Raw genomic sequence first — 20,627 nt, forward strand, 5'->3', positions numbered from 1 at the left:
TCCTTTTTATTGTTGGAAATAAGCATCTATTCCATTGGCGATTCCCTCGGCCATTGTCTGCTGAAAGGAGGAATCCGCCATCTTCAGATCATCGTTCTGATTGGTCATAAATCCCATTTCCACGATTGTAACCGGTATGGTACTCCAGTTGATCCCTGTCATATTGTCTGTGTAGATAATGCCGCGGTTCTGAAAACCGGTAGCTGCACAGTAGGAATCAATGATGCACCGGGAAAGCCGGTTGGAACTATCGTAAAGATCAGAAACATAGGGATTCTGCTGAGACGGGCACATGGTCAGTGCACCGGAAACGCCGGAAGAATCATCGCCGTTGGCATGGATCCGCACGCAGATCTCCGCGCCCTTTGATGCCACCAGTTCTGCACGTTCCTTATTGCTGATCGCAGTATCATTATCTGTTCGTGTCATAACAACCTGATAGCCACGCTGTTCCAGGATATCCCTGAGAAGAAGGGAAACGTTAAGATTCAGCTGATATTCAGGAAGACCGCTGAAGGAACCGCTGGTTCCTGTAGAAGCTTTTGCTTTCATTGTGGAAGAACCAGGTCCGTTGGGTTCCGTGGCACTCATGTCAACGCTTTCGCTCTGGTGTCCCGGATCAATGCCTACGATATGTCCGTTGGCAGCAGATGTGGAAGCAACGTCTGCATCGTCAGAGGCCTCTTTGCTGTCAACCTGGCTGAAAACAGAAGGTTTGGCAGTGGTTTGCGTATTCTCTGCTTCCGGTGCACGTTCATGTTCTCCGGTGTTGCTTTTGGCAGCTTTCTCTGTCTGAGATCTATGCTGCAGGTATTTGTCGGTTGCCTGTTTTTTTTCGATCTTTGCTGTATAAAGTTCAATGTCTTCTTTCAGGGCTGTCTGCTTTTGTTTAACCGGCTTGATTACAGATGCCATTTTCTGGTCAACAGCATCGATCTTCTGGTAAGTCTTGTAACTGAGGCCAAAAAGCAGTCCAATACAGATAAGACCCGTCAAAAACAGGACGATCGCCATCAGATGGGGCTTTTTTTCCATAAGCTCATGTCCTTTCTGGGTGGGTATTTTGTATTTGTAAATATTATAAAGAAGGAGTCTGGAAAAAGCAATTGCGAAATTGTGCTTGACAACAGGAAAAAGTGTGGTACTATATATGTAAAATAATTATATATAAAAATTTTATATATAAAATAATTACATAAAGAGGTGTGCCTATGTATTATTATCCGGTGTCTGCAGTGCTGACGGAATGCCTGATCCTTTCTGTTGTAGAGCAGCAGGATTCTTACGGATATGAGATCAGCCAGACAGTGAAGATGGTAGCTTCTATCAAAGAATCCACATTGTATCCGATCCTTCGCAGACTGGAGACGGACGGTTATCTGACAACTTATTCAGAGGAATTTCAGGGACGGAAACGTAAATATTATTCCATCACAGAAGAAGGACGGAAGCAGCTGGAATATTTGAGGAAAGAGTGGAGAGAATACCGCGATACTATAGACGATATTGTGGAAGGGAGACTTCGAAAATGACAAGAAAAGAGTATATGGAGCAGCTGAAGAAATATCTGAAGCGGCTTCCAAAAGAAGATTATGACAATGCCATTGAGTATTTTTCAGAATACTTTGATGAGGCTGGACCTGAGAATGAACAGCAGGTTATGGAAGAACTGGGACAACCTAAAGAGGCGGCAAGGGAACTGCTCCTGAACCTTTTGCAGGAGAGTGTCGGTGACAGTAAGGACATCACCGGGGAAAAAACAGCAGCTTTGCCGGCAGCAGGTTCATATTCCGGAGAGAGCTCCCATGCACATGGGCGGACAGATTCAGGAAACCTGAGTACAACAGGGTACAGTACATCCGCAGGAAAGAAGCGTTCTCCCGGAAAGATCATTCTTCTCGCATTTCTGGTGATCTGTGCATCGCCGGTGAGTATTGCGCTGTTGTTTGCAGGCCTTGCAGTACTGGCAGCAGTGGTGCTTGTCATCGCAGCAGTGATTTTTTCCATGGCAGTTACAGGTGTATCAGCAATAGCCGGAGGTATTGTGCTTACAGGTTTTGGAGTGACATTGATCGCGAAATCTCTGGCAGCAGCCTGCATGATGGTCGGCAGTGGATTTCTGATGGCAGGTGCGGGAATCCTCGTTGGAGTACTTACCATATATATATGTAAATGGTGTGCAATGGGAATTGGCCGTCTGGTTAACAGACTTGCAAGAAAGAAGGTGCATAAAAATGAATAAGATTGCAAAAACAGTGCTGATGACAGGCACAGCACTCTGTGCAGCGGGAGTTGTTCTTTCCACAGCAGGATATTTTGCAGGGGGAAAAGATTTCACATATACTTCAGATCATATGTATGTATCCGGAGGAAATTCTTCCAGTCGTAAAAATCTTACAGTAATGAAAAAAGAACAGATCGATGATTTTACGAAGCTGAATGTGGATTTTGAGAATTTTGATCTGGATATCCGTACCTCAGATGATGACCATTATTATATGGAATATAAGCTTGAGAAAAACGGGAGGAAAAATCCTCTGACCTGGAAGGATAAGGATGGAGAGCTCACACTTGAGGAGTCTGCAGGCGGCAGTGGAAGCTATTATATAACCTATGATCTGGGGATATTCTCGACATATGCGGATCTGACAGAAAAGAAAGATGCATTGAATACGGTTATTCTTTACATTCCGGAGAAGGCACAGCTTTCCGAAGCGGAGCTTCAGCTTTCCGACGGGGATCTTACTGCCGATCAGCTTTTGTGTAAAGAAATGACCCTGGAACTTCTCAATGGAGATCTGATGCTGGATAAGGGCGAGTTCGAAAAATTTGATGCAAAGCTTTCCGACGGGGATCTGAATGTAAAAGAGCTTCAATGTACAGATAACATGCAGCTGAAATCCGGAAACGGAGATGTGACCATAAAAAAGGCAGAGCTTGCAGATGGACAGATAGCTCTCAGCGACGGAGATCTTCAGATAGACAACGGCAGCTTTAACGGAGATATGAAGATCAATAGCTCCTGCGGTGATGTTTCTGTAGAAATGAAAAACGGCAGTGTGGAGAAAACCAATATTTATCTGAAAGCTGCAGATGGAGATGTGGATACGGAGGGGCTTTCCAGGGGAAAATCCGACAATGAGGAAGACACCTCTGTTTATGAGAACAAGGCCAGTGCTTCAGCACCGACTTTAAATGTGAAATGCAGCGACGGAGATATTACATTAACAGAATCTGAAAAATAAAAAATATGAAGCGCAGGGGTTTTTCCGGAGAAAAATTCCTGCGTTTTTTGGCTGAAATGTATTGACAAATCCCTGTACTATGATATAATTCAATCAAATCACAGAAAACATATATAGTTACTAGGAAATAAGAAAATGGACATAAAGGAAACAAGGAGGATATCATCATGGGTAAAATTTACGGAAGCGCACTGGAACTGATCGGAAACACACCGCTTGTAGAGGTTAAGAATGTAGAGAAGTCTGAGGGACTTGAGGCTACAGTACTTGCCAAGCTCGAGTATTTCAACCCGGCAGGAAGCGTTAAGGACAGAATCGGCAAGGCAATGATCGAGGATGCAGAGCAGAAGGGCGTTCTGAAACCAGGCGCAACCATTATTGAGCCAACATCCGGCAATACAGGAATCGGACTTGCAGCCATTGCAGCTGCCAAGGGTTATAAGACGATCCTTACCATGCCGGAGACCATGAGTGTTGAGAGAAGAAACATCCTGAAAGCATATGGTGCAGAGGTAGTTCTCACAGACGGAGCCAAAGGAATGAAAGGGGCCATTGCCAAGGCAGAAGAGCTCGCCAAGGAGATTCCGGGAAGCTTCATCCCAGGACAGTTTGAGAACCCGGCTAACCCGAAGGCACATGCAGCAACAACAGGCCCTGAGATCTGGAATGACACAGACGGAAAGGTAGATATTTTTGTAGCAGGTGTTGGTACAGGCGGAACGATCACAGGTACAGGTGAGTATCTGAAGAGCCAGAACCCGAATGTGAAGGTAGTTGCTGTTGAGCCTGCAACTTCTCCTGTACTTTCCGAGGGAAAAGCAGGCCCGCATAAGATCCAGGGTATCGGCGCTGGTTTTGTTCCGGATACACTTGACACCAAGGTTTATGACGAGATCATTCCGGTAGAGAACGAGGATGCATTTGAGACATCCAAACTCCTTACCAAGAAAGAGGGAATCCTTACAGGTATTTCCTCCGGTGCAGCTCTCTATGCTGCGATCCAGCTTGCAAAACGCCCTGAGAACAAGGGGAAAGTGATCGTAGCACTTCTTCCGGACAGTGGAGACCGTTACTACTCCACACCACTGTTTACAAAATAATCGATCCGAAGACCGCTTCTTTTGCCCCGAAGCGTGATTCTGCGGGATTATTTACGGCGCTCCTGAATGCCTGTCCAAGCAGGCTGCCGGAGCGCCGGTTTTATTCTTATTTTTCACTGGATCAAGTAAGTCCCCTGTGGAGCTGCGAAAAACAATAAGCCGTGGGTGGGGACTTGCTTGTATCCTGTAGCTTTTTAGGGTATAATAGAGAAAACGAATAAAACCTATTAACAATATAAAGAATAAAGTCTGCAAAGCAGACACTGCTTCTTGTGTAAGATACAGGAAGCTGTTTGTGCATCACAGAGAAGGGTGCCGGTCATGGAATACAGAGGAATATTTCCGGCCGAACAGCTGCACAATAACAGAAAGAGCGAAAGGCTATAAATCAGAAGAATACTGAAATATTGGAGGTAAATATTACATGAGGATTTCTACAAGAGGAAGATATGCGCTGAGACTGATGTTGGATCTTGCTACAAATTATACAGGAAAACCGATCCGCCTGAAGGATGTGGCGAAGCGCCAGGAGATCTCAGATAAATATCTGGAGCAGATCATATCCATTCTGAACAAAGCAGGCTTTGTCCGCAGTGTCCGTGGCCCTCAGGGCGGCTATGCACTGCAGCAGACCCCGGATAAATACACGGTCGGAATGATCCTTCGTCTCACAGAAGGAAGCCTTTCCCCTGTGGAATGTCTGGACGACAACGGAGCCTTCTGTGAACGTGAGGAGAACTGTGTCACTCAGATCCTCTGGAAAAAGCTGGACGATGCTATCAAAGGTGTGGTGGATCATATAACACTGGAAGACCTGATGAACTGGCAATCTGTCAAGGCAGACGAATACATCATATAAAAAAAGCTGCGCGAGCAGCTTTTTTTTATATCACGTTTTTTAACCAACATTTTACAAAACCGCGATTTTATATTTTACCTTTCATTCCTATAATAACACCTGTACTTAAGCAGTAAGCAAGTAAGAATGATCATAGAAATGAGGAGAAAACAATCATGAAAAAAAGAATCGCAGGTATCTTAACAGCAGCACTTATCGGAACTACAGTAATGGGAACAGTTGTAATGGCAGCACCATCCGGAGCGATCGACGTAATTTCCCGTGAGGATGGATCCGGAACACGTGGAGCATTCGTAGAGCTGTTTGGAATCGAAGAAGAAAAAGACGGCGAGAAAGTAGATATGACAACACAGGAAGCAAGCATCACAAACAACACAGATGTAATGCTTACCACAGTAGCAGGCGATGAGAACTCCATCGGATACGTATCCCTTGGTTCCCTCAACGATACTGTAAAAGCAGTAAAGATCGATGGAGCAGAGGCAACAGCAGAGAATGTTGCAGACGATACATACAAGGTAGCACGTCCGTTCAACATCGTAACAGGCGACAAGCTCAGCGATGCAGCACAGGATTTCATCAACTACATCATGAGCTCTGACGGACAGGACATCATCGAAAAGGAAGGCTACATCAAAGTAGATGATAAAGCAGAGGCATATAAAGCAGGCGATGCAAAAGGTAAAGTCGTAGTTATGGGATCTTCTTCTGTAGGACCTGTAATGGAGAAGCTTGCAGAGGCATATCAGAAAACAAACAAAGACATCACAGTAGAGGTTCAGGTCAGCGACTCCACAACAGGAATCAACAGCGCAACAGAGGGTGTATGTGATATCGGAATGGCATCCCGTGACCTGAAGGACGAGGAAACAGAGAAAGGTGTTAAGGCTACAGAGATCGCAAAAGATGGTATTGCAGTCATCGTAAACAATGACAATGACCTTGAGGAGCTTTCAAGTGACCAGGTAAAATCCATCTTCACAGGTGATATCACAGACTGGGAAGACGTAACCAAATAAATTCCCGGGCAAAAAACGATTGAAGTATCTTACAAAGAGCGGCGATCATGACAAGGTCAGGAAAGCCGCTCCGTTATATATCAGCACAGTGGATATCCACTGTAACAGAGAGAAAGGTGTCTTATGAATCATTTAGGAGAAAAGGCCATGAAGGGCGTTTTCCTCATTGCGGCCTGTGCGTCGGTTCTCGCAGTATTTCTTATCTGCGTGTTCCTTTTTGCAAACGGCCTTCCTGCAATGGGAAAGATCGGTCCCTTAAAATTCCTCTTCGGAACGGAATGGAGACCAACAAACGATAAATTCGGAATCCTGCCAATGATCGTGGCAAGTATTTATGTAACTGCAGGAGCAATCCTTATCGGAGTACCGATCGCACTTTTTACATCCGTGTTCATGGCAAGATATTGTCCGAAAAAAATCTATAAACCACTGAAATCCGGTATTGAGCTTATGGCAGGCGTTCCATCCATCGTATATGGCTATTTCGGCCTGGTTCTCCTGGTACCGCTGATCCGTCAGCTGTTCGGAGGAACCGGAAGCAGTATGCTGGCAGCATGTATCCTTCTGGGAATCATGATCCTTCCAACGATCATCGGAGTTACGGAATCGGCAGTACGAAGCGTTCCGGAAAGCTACTATGAAGGCTCACTTGCACTTGGCGCAACAAAAGAAAGAAGCATTTTCTTTGTTATGCTTCCAGCAGCAAAATCCGGAATCCTGGCAGGCGTTGTCCTTGGAATCGGACGTGCCATCGGTGAGACCATGGCCGTGATCATGGTAGCCGGAAACCAGCCACGTATGCCGAAGGGACTTCTTCAGGGTGTACGTACCATGACTGCAAACATCGTAACAGAGATGGGATATGCATCAGGACTTCACAGAGAAGCATTGATCGCAACAGGAGTTGTACTCTTTGTATTTATCCTGATCATCAACTTAAGTCTTTCACTGCTGAACAGGAGGGCGGAGAATGCAAACTAATGTATCAGTAACCGCAGATCCTGCGGCAGAAACAACAATGAAAAAAAGAAATACACTTACCATAGGAGACCAGCTGAAGTCCTATGCGAAACATCCCGGCGCAGGAGTCCTGGCATTCCTCACACTGCTTGGAGCAGTGACTACTTTTGCACTGCTGTTCTTTCTCATTGGCTATGTGCTTGTAAAAGGTATTCCCTATCTGAACGCAAGTCTGTTCAGCTTTACCTATACTTCAGAGAACGTTTCCCTTCTCCCGTCACTGATCAATACCCTGATCATGACACTGGTATCTCTGGTGATTGCCGCTCCGGTAGGAATCTTTGCAGCGATCTTCCTTGTGGAATATGCAAAAAAAGGCAGCCGTTTTGTAAAGCTGATCCGTATTACCGCAGAGACACTTTCCGGTATTCCATCTATCGTATATGGTCTGTTCGGTATGCTGTTCTTTGTAACTGCACTGCACTGGGGTATGTCTCTTCTTTCCGGTGCGCTGACTATGGTGATCATGGTACTTCCTCTGATCATGCGTACCGCTGAGGAAGCACTGAAATCTGTTCCGGATTCTTACCGTGAGGCAAGCTTCGGACTTGGAGCAGGCAAGCTCCGTACTATTTTTACGATTGTACTTCCCTCCGCAGTTCCTGGAATCCTGGCAGGTGTGATCCTGGCCATCGGACGTGTGGTAGGTGAGACTGCAGCACTTCTTTATACCTCCGGTACTGTTGCGGCAGTTCCAAACAGCCTGATGGGTTCCGGACGTACCCTGGCACTTCACATGTATGTGCTTTCCAGTGAGGGACTTCATGTAAACCAGGCATCTGCAACAGCAGTAGTCATTCTGGCATTTGTACTTGTTATTAACGGACTGTCCGGTTTGGTAGCCAGAAAAATTGCGAAAGGATAATGATCGATCATGAGTGAAAATACAAAAATTTCAATTGATAATATGAATCTTCATTATGGAAGCTTTCATGCCCTGAAGGGAATCAATATGGAGATCCCGGAAAAAGAGATCACAGCATTTATCGGACCAAGCGGCTGCGGCAAATCCACACTTCTGAAATCCTTAAACCGTATGAATGACCTTGTGGAAGGCTGTACCATCACAGGAAAGGTAGAGCTTGACGGGGAAGATATTTACGGAGATATGGATGTGAATCTTCTGCGTAAACGTGTGGGTATGGTATTCCAGAAGCCCAATCCGTTCCCGATGAGCATCTATGATAATATTGCATATGGTCCGAGAACACACGGCATTCGTTCCAAGGCAAAGCTGGACGATATCGTGGAAAAATCTCTCCGTGATGCGGCCATCTGGGATGAGGTCAAGGACCGTCTGAAAAAAAGTGCTCTTGGAATGTCAGGCGGACAGCAGCAGCGTCTCTGCATTGCCCGCGCCCTTGCTGTACAGCCGGAGGTGCTCCTTATGGATGAGCCCACATCTGCCCTGGACCCGATCTCCACTTCCAAGATCGAGGATCTGGCAGTAGAGCTTAAAAAGGATTACACCATTGTCATGGTCACACATAACATGCAGCAGGCGACCCGTATCTCCGACAAGACAGCATTTTTCCTTCTTGGTGAGGTTGTGGAATTTGCGGATACAGACAAGCTGTTCTCCATGCCGGCGGATAAGCGTACAGAGGATTATATTACAGGAAGGTTTGGTTGATATTATGTCAGAACGTTTTATAAGACAGCTGGAAGAGCTTCACGTGGAACTGATCACCATGGGAAGTCTCTGCGAAAAAGCAATTTCACTTTCTGCCAAAGCTATTCAGGGCGAAGGCGGGATGACTCTCATTGGCAAGATTTTTGAAACGGAAAAAGAGATCGATGCACAGGAAAGAGAGATCGAAAATCTCTGCATGAAGCTTCTTCTTCATGAGCATCCGGTAGCCGGAGATCTGCGATCCATTTCCGCAGCGCTGAAGATGATCTCCGATATGGAACGCATCGGTGATCAGGCAGCAGATATTGCGGATCTTTCCGAGCATATCGAGGACAAAGCAGTTACCGGAGATATCATTAATATCCGGAAGATGGCAGAGGATACTGTCCGGATGGTTACAGAAAGCATCGATGCCTTTGTAAAGGGTGATCTTGAGCTTTGCAGAAAGGTTATTGACGATGATGATAAGGTGGACGATGCCTTCAATGATATTAAGGAAAAGCTGGCCGAGGTCCTGAATAACGGAAAGCCGGATGCAAGCATCGGTCTGGATATCCTTATGGCTGCAAAATATTTCGAGCGTATCGGTGATCACGCTGTGAATATTGCAGAGTGGGTGGAATATTCCATCACAGGAAACCACAGAAGCGGTTCCAGCCATACAGATAACTATTTTGTTGAGGAATAGAAATAAGTAAGAGCAGATTGGAAAGGGCTGAGCTTTGAGTAAAAAAATATTCAAGTATATCATGCTGGTTTCATCGCTGATCACAGTACTGGGACTGGCATTTGTCGTTGGGATCCTTTATCACTATTTTCAGGGACAGCTGATGGATGAACTGAAGAAAGAAGCCGTGTATATTTCCAGAGGCGTGGAAAGTGCAGGGGTGGATTATCTGCAGCAGCTGAATGATGAGGATTCCAGGATCACTTATGTGGATGAAAGTGGAAAAGTTATCTACGACAATGAGGCAAATGTGGAAAGCATGGATAATCACGGACATCGCAAGGAGATCCGTGAAGCAGAGATCAACGGAGAAGGTGCGGATGAAAGAATGTCATCCACGCTTTCCGAAAAAACAATGTATTATGCAGTACGCCTTGAAAATGGCAATGTGCTGAGAGTTTCCAGTAACCAGGCTTCTGTATGGATGTTGCTCCTGCAGCTGCTTCCGCCTTTTGCTGCAGTTCTGATACTTATGCTGCTCCTGTCTGGCGTATTTGCATCCAGGCTTTCCGGGAAGGTTGTGGAACCTCTTAATGGGCTTGATCTGGAGCATCCGGATGAGAATGATGCCTATGATGAGGTACAGCCGCTTCTCAGCAAGATTGGCAGACAGAGCCGGCAGATCCGTCTGCAGCTTGAGGCAGCCAGAAGACAGCAGAAAGAATTTTCTATTATCACGGAGAACATGCAGGAGGGACTTCTTGTGATCGACCGTTATACCATGGTACTTTCTGTTAACTCCAGTGTGGGAAAGCTTCTTAAGGTAAAGGAGATCAAAACAGGAGAAAGTGTATATCTTCTGAACCGCTCGGAGGAGTTTCGAGGTGTCGTTGGGCAGGTCCTTGAAGGAAAGCATGAGAACAAGATCCTTCGTCTGGATGGCAGTGAGATTCAGGTGATCGCCAATCCAGTCACAAGAGAAAACAAAACAGAGGGTGCGGTGATCCTTCTGGTGGATGTGACCGAAAAAGTAGAAAGGGAACAGCTGCGAAGAGAATTTTCCGCCAATGTTTCCCATGAACTGAAAACGCCGCTGACTTCCATTTCCGGATTTGCTGAGATTATGCAGGACGGGTTTGTGAAGGATGAGGATGTGAAGGTTTTTGCAGGACGCATCTATAAGGAAGCGCAGAGACTGATCCGTCTGGTTGGGGATGTGATCCGGATTTCCCGTTTGGATGAAGGCGGATTGCCGTATCAGTGGGAAAAACTGGATCTTTACAGTCTGACTCATGATATTTTTTCTACCTTACATGAAGCTGCCGAAAAGCAGGAAGTGCACATGTATATGGAAGGTGGAAGTACAGTGCTGGATACGGTACCGATGATCATGGAAGAGGTTCTCTATAATGTCTGCGATAATGCTGTCAAATATAACCGCCGGGGTGGAGAGGTCTTTGTGAGACTGAAGGATGGCGAGGATGCAGTTCGCGTGAATGTGCGGGATACAGGGATCGGTATTCCGAAGGAAGATCAGGAACGCATTTTTGAACGCTTTTATCGGGTGGACAAAAGCCATTCCAGGGAAATCGGCGGAACCGGTCTTGGCCTTTCCATTGTGAAGCACGGGGTAAAAACTCTGAACGGCAGGCTGTGGCTTAACAGTGAACCGGGACAGGGAACAGAGATCATTATGGAATTTCCGAAACATCATATGGAAAAGGAAGCAGCAGAGTGAACATAGGTCGTGCAGCGATGATGTTCATAGGCATGCAGCAGAGTGGAAGATGAAAGGCCGTTCTGTTGTATGTATCTGCTGCTTTTTGTATTATAGTATATTGCTGGTTGGAAGCGGATGGTTTGACAGACCGGAAGGGTTATGCTATCTTATGTAATAATAATCAGAATAAGCAACAGGAAAGCGGATGATAACGGTCCGCTTTCTGTATTATAATTGGTTCGGAATAATTCCGAACGACTATACTGAGGGGAATAAAAATATGATACAGGCAATTATTTTACTGGTATTCCTGATCTTTCTGAACTCTGTTTTCGCAGGTGCGGAAATGGCGATTCTGTCCATGAATGAAGCAAAGATGAGGGAGCTGGCGGAAGAGGGAGATCACCGGGCACAGATTTTGATAGAGTTCACAGAACAGCCGGCACATTTTATGACAGCGATCCGTGTAACGGTAACTACGGCAGGATTTCTGCAGAGCGCTTTTGCGGCAGAATATTTTGCACAGCCGATGACAGAGGCACTGATAAAGACAGGGATAGATGTACCACAGAATGTTCTGAAGATCGTATGCATGATCATTGTGACCATACTGCTTTCCTATGTAAGTCTTCTGTTCGGAGAACTGGTGCCAAGACGTCTGGGAATGAAAAATCCGGATGAGCTGTCTCTGCGTCTGGCAGGACTTCTTAAGATCGCGATGATCGCAGTCTGGCCGGCTACTGCACTTCTGACAGTAACTGCCAATGGTGTGCTGTATCTGATGGGGATCAAACCGGAAGAAAAAGAGGAGCAGGCCACAGAGGAAGAGATCCGTATGCTGCTTACAGAGGGAAATGAACAGGGCAGCATCCAGCAGGAAGAAAGCGAGATGATCCAGAATGTTTTTGACCTGGATGATACTGCGGCAGATGAGATCTGTACACACAGAAGAGATGTGGTTGTCCTCTATATGGAGGATTCAGATGAGGAATGGGAAAGGATCATCAGGGAAAACCGTCACACCTTTTATCCGGTATGTGGGGAAGATCAGGATGATATTATCCATATTTTGGATACCAGAGATTATTTCCGTCTGAATGACAGAACCAGAGCTGCTGTTTTGCATCATGCCTGTTATCCGCCGTTTTTTGTACCGGAATCCATGCGTGCCAACCTGATCTTCCGGGAAATGAGGGAGAAACGTGATTATTTTGCAGTAGTGCTGGATGAATATGGCTGCTTTGTAGGAATCGTCACCCTGCATGATCTGGTGGAGACACTGGTGGGAGACATTGACGACAGGACGGATCTGCCGAAGCCGGATGATATTGAGAAGACAGGAGAACATATCTGGAAAATACAGGGGGGAGCGATCCTGGATGATGTGGCAGAAGCTATAAATGTGGAGCTTCCTGTAGAAAAATATGATACCTTCAGCGGCTTTGTCTGTGGAGTTCTGGAACGTGTACCGGAGGATGGAGAACAGTTCCGATGCAGCTGGAAAAATCTGGATATTGTGGTAAATCAGGTCAGAAACCATACAGTTGTGGAGGGAATCGTTCATGTTCAGCCAGAGAAAAAAGTGCAGGAACAGAAAGAAGAGATCTGACAAAACCTTGTTCAGCCAGGTCAGGGGACAGTTATCGAGAGAAAGATCTCCGGGGATTTATCGACATTTTCGAACATGTTGTTGCTTGAAAGTATGTTATTTTTATGACATAATAAGGAAATAACCCGAGGGAAGCTTGTGATGGGGGAGAGGAAATGCCAGGTTTTACAAGACAGATCATACTGCATACACTGACGGAACTTATGAACGAAAAACCATTGTCCAAGATTACGGTAAAGGACATCGTGGAACGCTGTGGAGTAAACAGGAATACATTTTACTACCATTTCAGGGATATTCCGGATGCAGTGGAAGCAATGGTAAGGGAAGAGCTGAATGACATTCTGAAGGATCAGAAAGCACCGGAATCAGTCAGCGACTGTATGAGAATCCTTGTCAATGCAGTTCAGAAGAACAAAAAAGCCATGATACATCTGTACCGCTCGATCCAGAGGGATGTATTTGCCGATTATCTGGATCATGCCGCAGAGCGTGTGGTGGAGGGGCTGATCAACAGGGCGGTCGGAGACTTTGAAATGGATCAGGAGGATAGGCATCTTATAAGCCGGTATTATAAATGCGTATTTGTGGGAGTGATCCTGGACTGGCTGCGTCATGATATGGATTATGATATCCTGTCAGATATGCATAAGCTGGAGCATATTTACGAGAAGAGCCTTGAGAGTCAGTACAAAAATCTGAAAGGAAAGCTATGATTTCGACTAAATGAAGATTAAAAATATCCATTTAGCTGTAGAACGGGAATGTTCTCAAATATTAAGATATAGAAACGGTTAATTTTGAGCTGGTGTCTGAAATTTAGGCACTGGCTCTTTTTTGTCTGTTTTTTTAAACGACACGGTGATGTATAATTCAGTACAATAAATGAGAAAAAATTATCAAGGAGGGAACGTATGGATGACCTGAAACAGCTGAAGCTTGTAAAAAACATCTACATCGTCATGTCATTACTGTTCTGCGTGCTGGGTATTTTTCTGATGGCGAAGCCCAAAAGCTCTGTAAAAATGCTGTGCGTGCTCATGGGAATCATGCTGATCCTGTACGGAGCTATTAAGATCAGCGGATATTTCACAAGAGATGCTTTTTGTCTGGCATTTCAGTTTGATCTGGCTTTCGGGATCCTGCTGATGGCAGTGGGAGTGATCATGATAGCCAGAAAAAAATTCGCAGTGGATCTTATTTTTTCAGTGTTTGGAATCCTAATCCTGGCAGATGCCCTGTTTAAGATCCAGATGTCTGTAGATGCGAAGAGATTCGGTCTGGTACTGTGGTGGCAGATCCTGCTGATCGCACTGGTTACCGGAGTGATAGGATTTCTGGTTTTTATCAGACCATTTGAAGCAGCAGCCACGATGATGGCACTGGTAGGCTTTTCCATTTTACTGGAAGGGATCCTCAATCTATGGGTCGGAATTCTGACGATCAAGATCATCAAGAGTCGGCTTTAAACATAAACATAAAAATAACCAATCACTTTAGATAATAACATAGGAGGAAATAGAGTATGGGAATCGTAGACAAAGCAAAACAGGCAGCGATCGCAGCTACCGTAACAAAAGCACTGGATTATCTTGAGAAGAATCCGGAGACAAACATACCGAAGATCATGGAAATGGTTGATAAAGTAACACCAGATGGCTGGTATGCAGGACAGAGAAATGCTATCCGTCATTCCATCGAGGCAAAGGATAACTGGTATCAGCTGATCCTTCGTATGTATCAGCTGGATGCAGGTGTACGTCAGACATTTTTCCGTAACTTTATTGTAAATGCCAGTCTTAAGGGAAGCGCAACACAGGAAAAGGTATCAGAAGAGAATGACTGCAATGTACCGTGGGCAATTCTTCTTGACCCTACCAGCGCATGTAACCTTCACTGCACAGGATGCTGGGCAGCTGAGTATGGCCACAAGCTGAACCTGGATCTTGAGACGATTGATTCCATAGTTAAACAGGGTAAAGAACTGGGAACCTATATGTACATCTACACAGGCGGTGAGCCACTGGTCCGCAAAAAAGACCTGATCAGGATCTGCGAGATGAACCCTGACTGCGAGTTCCTTTCCTTCACAAACGGAACTCTTATTGACGAAGAATTCTGTCAGGAAATGCTCCGCGTGAAAAACTTTGTTCCGGCTATCAGCCTTGAGGGAACAGAGGCAACTACAGACGGACGTCGTGGAGATGGTGTATATCAGAAGGTTATGCACGCCATGGAGCTTCTGAAGAGTCACGGACTTCCGTTTGGCGTTTCAACATGCTACACATCCGCAAACGTAGATGCAGTAAGCAGTGAGGAGTATTTCGATCATCTGATCGAGTGCGGAGCTTATTTTGCATGGTTCTTCCACTATATGCCGGTTGGAAATGATGCAGCAGCAGATCTTCTTCCCACACCGGAGCAGAGGATCAAAATGTATGACAGCGTCCGAAAATTCCGTGCCACAAAATCTCTCTTCACTATGGACTTCCAGAACGATGCAGAGTATGTAGGCGGATGTATCGCAGGTGGCCGTCGTTACCTCCATATCAATGCAAACGGAGACGTGGATCCTTGTGTATTCATTCATTTTTCCAATGCGAACATTAAAGAATGTACACTCCTTGATGCACTGAAGAGTCCGATCTTTATGGAGTATCACAAGGGACAGCCGTTCAACAAGAACATGCTTCGTCCTTGTCCGATGCTTGAGAATCCGGAGCTTCTCCGCAAGATGGTTGAGCGTGCAGGAGCGAAATCTACAGATCTTCAGTCTCCGGAAACAGCTGAGCATCTCTGCGCAAAGTGTGATCACTATGCCGAGGTATGGAAGAAACAGGCAGATGAGCTCTGGCGTGAGAGCCAGGCAAAAAAAGCTGCAAAAAAATCAACAACTTGTTAATTAACACTTGATATAGATGTTGGGATACTGTATAATGAACCCGTTTTTCAGGAGTCTGAAATAACAGTTCAGATAAGAGTGTCGAAACAGAAGAGACACGATACGTGTACTGACAGATAACAGGGCGGTTATATTCAGCAGTGGGGTATAACTGCCTTCTTTTTTATGTTATCGTCAGGACATAGGGAAAGAAAGGATGGATTCATTATGGAAAAACAGGAGAAAAACACAGCCAGCCCTTATGAGCTGGACGGACGCCCGCCTCTTAAGGTGGCAATTCCCCTTGGACTGCAGCACGTGCTTGCTATGTTTGTGGGTAACCTTACCCCGCTTCTTATCATCACGGCAGCCTGCGGAATCGAAGCAGGAGGGGATCTTCAGGTTGCATTACTACAGAATGCAATGCTGATCGCAGGAATTGTTACACTTGTACAGGTCTTTACGATTGGACCGGTCGGTGGCAAGCTTCCTATCGTTATGGGAACAAGTTCAGGCTTCATCGGCGTATGTCAGAGTGTTGCCGGAGTCATGGGAAATGGTATCGTTGCCTATGGTTCGATCATGGCAGCCTGCTTTATCGGCGGTCTTTTTGAGACTGTTCTGGGAAGCTTTCTGAAGCCCCTAAGAAAATTTTTCCCATCTGTTGTAACAGGTACGGTTGTACTTTCTATCGGTCTTTCACTGATCGGTGTGGGAATCAGCTCTTTTGGTGGCGGAAGCTCCGCAAAGGATTACGGTTCTCTTGAAAACCTTTTCGTAGGTTTTGTAGTTCTGATCGTGATCATTGTACTGAAACACGGAACAAAAGGCTTCACAAGCTTTTCTTCAATCCTCATCGGTATTATCGTGGGATACATTCTGGTAAGTATCATGGCTATGGTACTTCCAACAACATTTACATATGTAGATGACACAGGTGCTACTGTGGAGGCTACAAAGGCCTGGGTTCTCAACTGGGACAAGGTTGCTCAGGCAAAATGGTTCGCGGTACCGGCACTGATGCCTGTAAAATGGGTATTTGACGCACGTGCGATCGTGCCGATCCTGATCATGTTTATTGTAACTGCAGTTGAAACAGTTGGTGATATCTCCGGAATCACAGAGGGTGGTCTTGGAAGAGAGGCTACAGATAAAGAGCTTTCCGGTGGTGTTATGTGTGACGGACTTGGATCTTCCTTCGCTGCACTGTTCGGTGTGCTTCCGAATACATCCTTCAGCCAGAATGTTGGTCTGGTTGCAATGAATAAGGTCGTGAACCGTTTCTGTATCGCTACAGGAGGAATCTTCCTAATCGCATGCGGACTGTTCCCGAAGCTTGCTGCACTGATCTCCATCATGCCACAGAGTGTTCTGGGCGGTGCTGCTGTTATGATGTTCTCATCTATTGTTGTCAGCGGTATCCAGTTAATTACCAAGTGGCCGATCGGACCGAGAAATGTTACGATCGTTTCCGTAGCACTTGGTCTTGGCTATGGACTTGGCTCCAATACAGCGATCCTGGTGCATCTGCCACAGGCGATCAGCCTGATCTTCGGTGGCTCCGGTATTGTTCCGGCGGCGGTATTTGCTATTATTCTTAATATTGTTCTTCCGAAGGATGAGAAGAGTGAGATTGAGAGAGCTGAGGAGATGCTGGAGAAAGTTAAGAATAAATAAGAAAGTGTAAGAATAAAAAGAGTTTTTTTCTTTTTTTGAGACTGTTGGACTTTATTGGTCTGACGGTCTCTTTTTTTATAATTTTTTATTTTGGGGATAAAGGTTCAGCCTTTTGGAAGGCGGTAATTTGCGAGAAGGGGAAGCACTCGGAGTTGCGAAGGCCGTCTCCCCTTCTCGCGCTCTTCCCCTCCTGGCCACGCCGCTGTTCTGCGTTGTGGAATGTGATTATGTATTGGCGGGATGATGGATTCTACTGTGTTGGATGTGAAGCGTTGTGCCGATCTGTTGGGTGGTGGACGGGAAGGCGGCCCGCTTGTGGGTCTGTTCACTGGGAATTGGATCGGTTAAAAATATGTGACGTAGTTTATCTGGTTATGGTATACTGTGTTATAGGATATGATTTTAAAAGGTGAAAAAAATACTATTGAAAATGCTTAATGAAATAAAAAAATATGGCTTAAGATGAAAGCAAATGATGGATAATAATGTATGAACTGCAAAGTATGGAGGGTGCAAAATGGAGCATGGTAAGGTAGAACTATATCATGGGAGTGGTCAGATTGTTGAATTTCCGGAAATCAGAAAAACCAAGTATACAAAAGATTTTTCATGGGGATTTTATTGCACGAAAAGTTATGAACAGGCCTATCGCTGGGCAGGGCGTAAACATGGTCAGGGAATTGTTAATGTATACTCTTATGTGGAAAATGAAAAACTTAACATAAAAAAATTTGAAAATATGTGCGATGAATGGCTGGATTTTATAGCGGAATGCCGGATTGGAAAAGTGCATGAATTTGATATTGTAGAAGGTCCAATGGCAGATGATACAATCTGGAATTTTGTAAATGATTTCTTGAATCATAATATCAGTCGAAGTGTGTTCTGGGAGTATGCAAAGTTCAAACATCCTACGCATCAGATAAGCTTTCATAGTATTCGTGCTTTGGAATGTCTGGAATATGAAAGGAGTGAATCTGTCAATGACGATACAATGGAATAAAGATGATTTATTTTATGTGTGCACAATGATTGAGTATGTTTCCAGAAAAACGCATAATAAAAGTAAAGATGTTGTAGTTCGAATGTCTGATAAAGCTCTGGCACATCAGCTGAAAGCTGCAGGCATTAATCATTGTCTTTCCTTCGAGCAGGTAGCTGATGAATGGATTGAAGATTATGGGATACCGAATGGGAATTATGATAATATTTCAAAATGCAGATATGAAGTACCGACTGTAACAGCAATAGGACGTGTATATCAGACATTGATATCAGAAGTAGCTTTTTTATATCAGGACATTGTTGAAGCGATAAAAATGGTTTACAGTTCTTTTATCAGCGATGAGATATCTGATTATAATTCCAATGTATATTACAGTAATCCAGACTATATTAGATGTTCTTATGAGGCAGGAAAATTATTGGATTAAGAAAATTATGATGTTGAGCATACACTGGATTTTGAAACAATATTAGAGGATCTGGGAATTCTGTGCAAAAATAACGGGGGTACATTATAAGATTATATTATGGGAGCAATATAGTGATTGATAATATAAATCTGGCAATGTGCAGATCATACAAGGATTTTGGACAGGGATTCTATCTGACAGATAAAGAAACTAATAAAAAGGATCTGTAAAAGGCGAGATTTTACAAATAGTTCTGCCTTTTTCAGATCCTTTTTTTGTTAGTAATTGTAGGCTCCCTCATAAGCATTGCATCGTTCCTTCCGATGTCCCTGCTCCACACAGGAGCTGCACCGGTCACAAAATTCCTGTTCATAGCAGGTGGAACAGACACACCCCTTACAGGCATCCCGGTTATAAGCCGGCGTGCAGGTAAAAGGAAGAGTATCCTTCGTAGTTTCCGTACTCATAAAGATCACGCTCCTTTTTTCTATATTATAGACCTATCAAAAAAGCGTTTCAATACAAATAATCAGAAAATACAAAGAAATACCTGATAAAAATCGGCACAACGCTTCACATCCAATACAGTAGAATCCAACTTCCCGGTTCTACCGGGAGGAACTCCACCGTCCGGATGCTCCGCAAGGCAGCACCAGACCACTCTCTGTAACAGGAAGTCCGATCTCCTGTGACTCCACATTACCCTTCCAGGGCTTCAGTTCAGTAGCCAGCATATAAGTCAGCACAGCCGGAGCAAGACCCGTAGTATAAGAATTTACAAGGAAAAATAACGGATCATCACTTAAGATCTTCGTACAAAGCTTGATCAGCGGATGGATCGCATCCTCGATCTTCCAGATCTCGCCTTTCGGTCCGCGGCCATAAGAAGGCGGGTCCATAATGATCGCATCATAATGATTACCTCTGCGGATCTCACGCTCTACGAACTTCACGCAGTCATCCACAAGCCAGCGGATCGGTGCACCGGAAAGTCCGGAAGCAGCAGCATTCTCTTTTGCCCAGTTCACCATACCCTTGGAAGCATCCACATGAGTAACAGAAGCACCGGCAGCAGCTGCAGCCAGAGTAGCACCGCCGGTATAGGCAAAAAGATTTAAGACCTTGATCGGGCGACCGGCATTTCTGATCTTCTCACCAAACCAGTCCCAGTTCACAGCCTGCTCCGGAAAAAGTCCTGTATGCTTGAAGCTGAAAGGCTTCAGATTAAAGGTAAGCTCCTTGTAATGAATATCCCACTGATGAGGCAGATCAAAGAACTCCCACTCACCGCCGCCACGGCTGCTTCTGTGATAATGGCCGTTCATATGCTTCCAGCCACGGTTCTTACGCGGAGTATCCCAGATAACCTGTGGGTCAGGACGAACAAGGAGATAATCCCCCCAGCGTTCCAGCTTCTCTCCTTTAGATGTATCAATAACCTCGTAATCTTTCCAACCATCTGCAATCCACATGATGTTTAATACCTCGTTTCTTTCATATTTATATCAGATTTCAGCATCTTCCTGTGATATTTCCATAAAGTACCGGTTATAGTATCTTTACAGCTGCTGAGTATCATTACGGTTAGTTTTATGATCTCATTTTTACCAGTATAGAGGAAAAACACCCCTCGTGCAAGAGAAGTGCAGGATTTTCCACGAAAGATTTGACAACAGCGCTTTTCCATACTAAAATGTACGCAGAGATTTTCTGCCAGGGAAGATAAAGCCTGCTTCTGTGAAACTGTGGCTACATTTTGCAGAAGGATTTTTGTTAATGTTC

General features: G+C 45.0%; 22 protein-coding genes and 1 pseudogene. 20 read left to right on the forward strand and 3 right to left on the reverse strand.

Annotation, left to right across the window (positions count from 1 at the left end):
- Positions 1–6 precede the first annotated feature (6 nt).
- A complete protein-coding gene (locus HFM85_RS06450) occupies positions 7–1,035 on the reverse strand; it encodes an N-acetylmuramoyl-L-alanine amidase (protein WP_243251491.1) in 1,029 nt (342 codons plus the stop codon).
- Positions 1,036–1,211: 176 nt separating this feature from the next.
- Between HFM85_RS06450 and HFM85_RS06455 the strand changes: the two genes are divergently transcribed.
- From HFM85_RS06455 to HFM85_RS16775, 20 genes and pseudogenes are all read left to right on the forward strand, one after another.
- Positions 1,212–1,532, forward strand: coding sequence for a PadR family transcriptional regulator (locus HFM85_RS06455; RefSeq protein ID WP_173738357.1), 321 nt, complete (start codon positions 1,212–1,214; stop codon positions 1,530–1,532).
- Positions 1,529–2,242, forward strand: a complete 714-nt coding sequence (locus HFM85_RS06460) for a DUF1700 domain-containing protein (RefSeq protein ID WP_173738358.1) — start codon at positions 1,529–1,531, stop codon at positions 2,240–2,242. Before HFM85_RS06455 ends, HFM85_RS06460 begins: the two co-directional genes overlap by 4 nt.
- Complete coding sequence (locus tag HFM85_RS06465) at positions 2,235–3,245, forward strand: DUF4097 family beta strand repeat-containing protein (protein WP_173738359.1); 1,011 nt, start codon at positions 2,235–2,237, stop codon at positions 3,243–3,245. Before HFM85_RS06460 ends, HFM85_RS06465 begins: the two co-directional genes overlap by 8 nt.
- Before the next feature lie 167 nt (positions 3,246–3,412).
- Positions 3,413–4,345, forward strand: coding sequence for a cysteine synthase A (cysK, locus tag HFM85_RS06470; protein ID WP_015526291.1), 933 nt, complete (start codon positions 3,413–3,415; stop codon positions 4,343–4,345).
- A gap of 424 nt (positions 4,346–4,769) precedes the next feature.
- A complete protein-coding gene (locus tag HFM85_RS06475; RefSeq protein WP_021977005.1) occupies positions 4,770–5,204 on the forward strand; it encodes an RrF2 family transcriptional regulator in 435 nt (144 codons plus the stop codon).
- A 155-nt stretch (positions 5,205–5,359) separates the two neighbouring features.
- Positions 5,360–6,223 (forward strand): substrate-binding domain-containing protein, encoded by an 864-nt coding sequence (locus HFM85_RS06480; protein ID WP_173738360.1) that lies wholly within the window; start codon positions 5,360–5,362, stop codon positions 6,221–6,223.
- Positions 6,224–6,346: 123 nt separating this feature from the next.
- Entirely contained in the window at positions 6,347–7,204 is an 858-nt protein-coding gene (gene pstC / locus HFM85_RS06485; RefSeq protein ID WP_173738361.1) for a phosphate ABC transporter permease subunit PstC, read from the forward strand.
- Complete coding sequence (pstA, locus tag HFM85_RS06490) at positions 7,194–8,108, forward strand: phosphate ABC transporter permease PstA (RefSeq protein ID WP_173738362.1); 915 nt, start codon at positions 7,194–7,196, stop codon at positions 8,106–8,108. The genes pstC and pstA overlap by 11 nt, the downstream gene beginning before the upstream one ends.
- A gap of 9 nt (positions 8,109–8,117) precedes the next feature.
- The gene (gene pstB / locus HFM85_RS06495; protein ID WP_119239473.1) at positions 8,118–8,876 is read left to right on the forward strand and encodes a phosphate ABC transporter ATP-binding protein PstB; all 759 of its coding nucleotides are present in this window, start codon (positions 8,118–8,120) and stop codon (positions 8,874–8,876) included.
- A gap of 4 nt (positions 8,877–8,880) precedes the next feature.
- On the forward strand, positions 8,881–9,564 hold the full coding sequence (gene phoU, locus HFM85_RS06500) for a phosphate signaling complex protein PhoU (RefSeq protein WP_173738363.1): 684 nt from the start codon (positions 8,881–8,883) through the stop codon (positions 9,562–9,564).
- Positions 9,565–9,598: 34 nt separating this feature from the next.
- Positions 9,599–11,281: a sensor histidine kinase gene (locus HFM85_RS06505; RefSeq protein WP_330594762.1), complete on the forward strand. Its 1,683-nt coding sequence runs from the start codon at positions 9,599–9,601 to the stop codon at positions 11,279–11,281.
- Positions 11,282–11,543: 262 nt separating this feature from the next.
- On the forward strand, positions 11,544–12,872 hold the full coding sequence (locus tag HFM85_RS06510; protein ID WP_243873826.1) for a hemolysin family protein: 1,329 nt from the start codon (positions 11,544–11,546) through the stop codon (positions 12,870–12,872).
- Positions 12,873–13,027: 155 nt separating this feature from the next.
- On the forward strand, positions 13,028–13,588 hold the full coding sequence (locus tag HFM85_RS06515; protein WP_173738365.1) for a TetR/AcrR family transcriptional regulator C-terminal domain-containing protein: 561 nt from the start codon (positions 13,028–13,030) through the stop codon (positions 13,586–13,588).
- A gap of 198 nt (positions 13,589–13,786) precedes the next feature.
- Positions 13,787–14,341 carry an HdeD family acid-resistance protein gene (locus HFM85_RS06520; RefSeq protein WP_173738366.1) on the forward strand — a complete coding sequence of 185 codons (555 nt, stop codon included), beginning with the start codon at positions 13,787–13,789 and terminating at the stop codon, positions 14,339–14,341.
- Positions 14,342–14,397: 56 nt separating this feature from the next.
- The gene (locus HFM85_RS06525) at positions 14,398–15,774 is read left to right on the forward strand and encodes a radical SAM protein (protein WP_173738367.1); all 1,377 of its coding nucleotides are present in this window, start codon (positions 14,398–14,400) and stop codon (positions 15,772–15,774) included.
- Positions 15,775–15,981: 207 nt separating this feature from the next.
- Entirely contained in the window at positions 15,982–17,430 is a 1,449-nt protein-coding gene (locus HFM85_RS06530; RefSeq protein WP_118752848.1) for a uracil-xanthine permease family protein, read from the forward strand.
- Positions 17,431–17,947: 517 nt separating this feature from the next.
- Positions 17,948–18,433, forward strand: coding sequence for a DUF3990 domain-containing protein (locus HFM85_RS06535; protein WP_173738368.1), 486 nt, complete (start codon positions 17,948–17,950; stop codon positions 18,431–18,433).
- The gene (locus tag HFM85_RS06540; protein ID WP_173738369.1) at positions 18,414–18,863 is read left to right on the forward strand and encodes a hypothetical protein; all 450 of its coding nucleotides are present in this window, start codon (positions 18,414–18,416) and stop codon (positions 18,861–18,863) included. Before HFM85_RS06535 ends, HFM85_RS06540 begins: the two co-directional genes overlap by 20 nt.
- 9 nt (positions 18,864–18,872) lie before the next feature.
- Positions 18,873–18,953, forward strand: a pseudogene (locus tag HFM85_RS16655) (DUF3791 domain-containing protein); the annotation flags it as partial.
- Positions 18,950–19,075: a DUF3990 domain-containing protein gene (locus HFM85_RS16775; protein ID WP_173738393.1), complete on the forward strand. Its 126-nt coding sequence runs from the start codon at positions 18,950–18,952 to the stop codon at positions 19,073–19,075. The pseudogene HFM85_RS16655 and the gene HFM85_RS16775, both read left to right, overlap by 4 nt.
- Positions 19,076–19,123: 48 nt before the next feature.
- On the opposite strand, the gene HFM85_RS06555 is transcribed toward HFM85_RS16775, so the two are convergent.
- Both HFM85_RS06555 and HFM85_RS06560 read right to left on the reverse strand, forming a co-directional pair.
- A complete protein-coding gene (locus HFM85_RS06555) occupies positions 19,124–19,312 on the reverse strand; it encodes a hypothetical protein (protein ID WP_110103587.1) in 189 nt (62 codons plus the stop codon).
- 141 nt (positions 19,313–19,453) lie between these two features.
- Positions 19,454–20,317 (reverse strand): class I SAM-dependent methyltransferase, encoded by an 864-nt coding sequence (locus HFM85_RS06560; protein ID WP_173738370.1) that lies wholly within the window; start codon positions 20,315–20,317, stop codon positions 19,454–19,456.
- Positions 20,318–20,627: the final 310 nt, after the last annotated feature.

The sequence above is a fragment of the Blautia schinkii genome (assembly GCF_013304825.1).
Classification (GTDB): domain Bacteria; phylum Bacillota; class Clostridia; order Lachnospirales; family Lachnospiraceae; genus Blautia_A; species Blautia_A schinkii_B.

Coding starts and splice junctions, on each gene's coding strand:
- HFM85_RS06450 (WP_243251491.1), bottom strand. CDS start 1,035: ATGGAAAAAAAGCCCCATCTGATGGCGATCGTCCTGTTTTTGACGGGT.
- HFM85_RS06455 (WP_173738357.1), top strand. CDS start 1,212: ATGTATTATTATCCGGTGTCTGCAGTGCTGACGGAATGCCTGATCCTT.
- HFM85_RS06460 (WP_173738358.1), top strand. CDS start 1,529: ATGACAAGAAAAGAGTATATGGAGCAGCTGAAGAAATATCTGAAGCGG.
- HFM85_RS06465 (WP_173738359.1), top strand. CDS start 2,235: ATGAATAAGATTGCAAAAACAGTGCTGATGACAGGCACAGCACTCTGT.
- cysK (WP_015526291.1), top strand. CDS start 3,413: ATGGGTAAAATTTACGGAAGCGCACTGGAACTGATCGGAAACACACCG.
- HFM85_RS06475 (WP_021977005.1), top strand. CDS start 4,770: ATGAGGATTTCTACAAGAGGAAGATATGCGCTGAGACTGATGTTGGAT.
- HFM85_RS06480 (WP_173738360.1), top strand. CDS start 5,360: ATGAAAAAAAGAATCGCAGGTATCTTAACAGCAGCACTTATCGGAACT.
- pstC (WP_173738361.1), top strand. CDS start 6,347: ATGAATCATTTAGGAGAAAAGGCCATGAAGGGCGTTTTCCTCATTGCG.
- pstA (WP_173738362.1), top strand. CDS start 7,194: ATGCAAACTAATGTATCAGTAACCGCAGATCCTGCGGCAGAAACAACA.
- pstB (WP_119239473.1), top strand. CDS start 8,118: ATGAGTGAAAATACAAAAATTTCAATTGATAATATGAATCTTCATTAT.
- phoU (WP_173738363.1), top strand. CDS start 8,881: ATGTCAGAACGTTTTATAAGACAGCTGGAAGAGCTTCACGTGGAACTG.
- HFM85_RS06510 (WP_243873826.1), top strand. CDS start 11,544: ATGATACAGGCAATTATTTTACTGGTATTCCTGATCTTTCTGAACTCT.
- HFM85_RS06515 (WP_173738365.1), top strand. CDS start 13,028: ATGCCAGGTTTTACAAGACAGATCATACTGCATACACTGACGGAACTT.
- HFM85_RS06520 (WP_173738366.1), top strand. CDS start 13,787: ATGGATGACCTGAAACAGCTGAAGCTTGTAAAAAACATCTACATCGTC.
- HFM85_RS06525 (WP_173738367.1), top strand. CDS start 14,398: ATGGGAATCGTAGACAAAGCAAAACAGGCAGCGATCGCAGCTACCGTA.
- HFM85_RS06530 (WP_118752848.1), top strand. CDS start 15,982: ATGGAAAAACAGGAGAAAAACACAGCCAGCCCTTATGAGCTGGACGGA.
- HFM85_RS06535 (WP_173738368.1), top strand. CDS start 17,948: ATGGAGCATGGTAAGGTAGAACTATATCATGGGAGTGGTCAGATTGTT.
- HFM85_RS06540 (WP_173738369.1), top strand. CDS start 18,414: ATGACGATACAATGGAATAAAGATGATTTATTTTATGTGTGCACAATG.
- HFM85_RS06555 (WP_110103587.1), bottom strand. CDS start 19,312: ATGAGTACGGAAACTACGAAGGATACTCTTCCTTTTACCTGCACGCCG.
- HFM85_RS06560 (WP_173738370.1), bottom strand. CDS start 20,317: ATGTGGATTGCAGATGGTTGGAAAGATTACGAGGTTATTGATACATCT.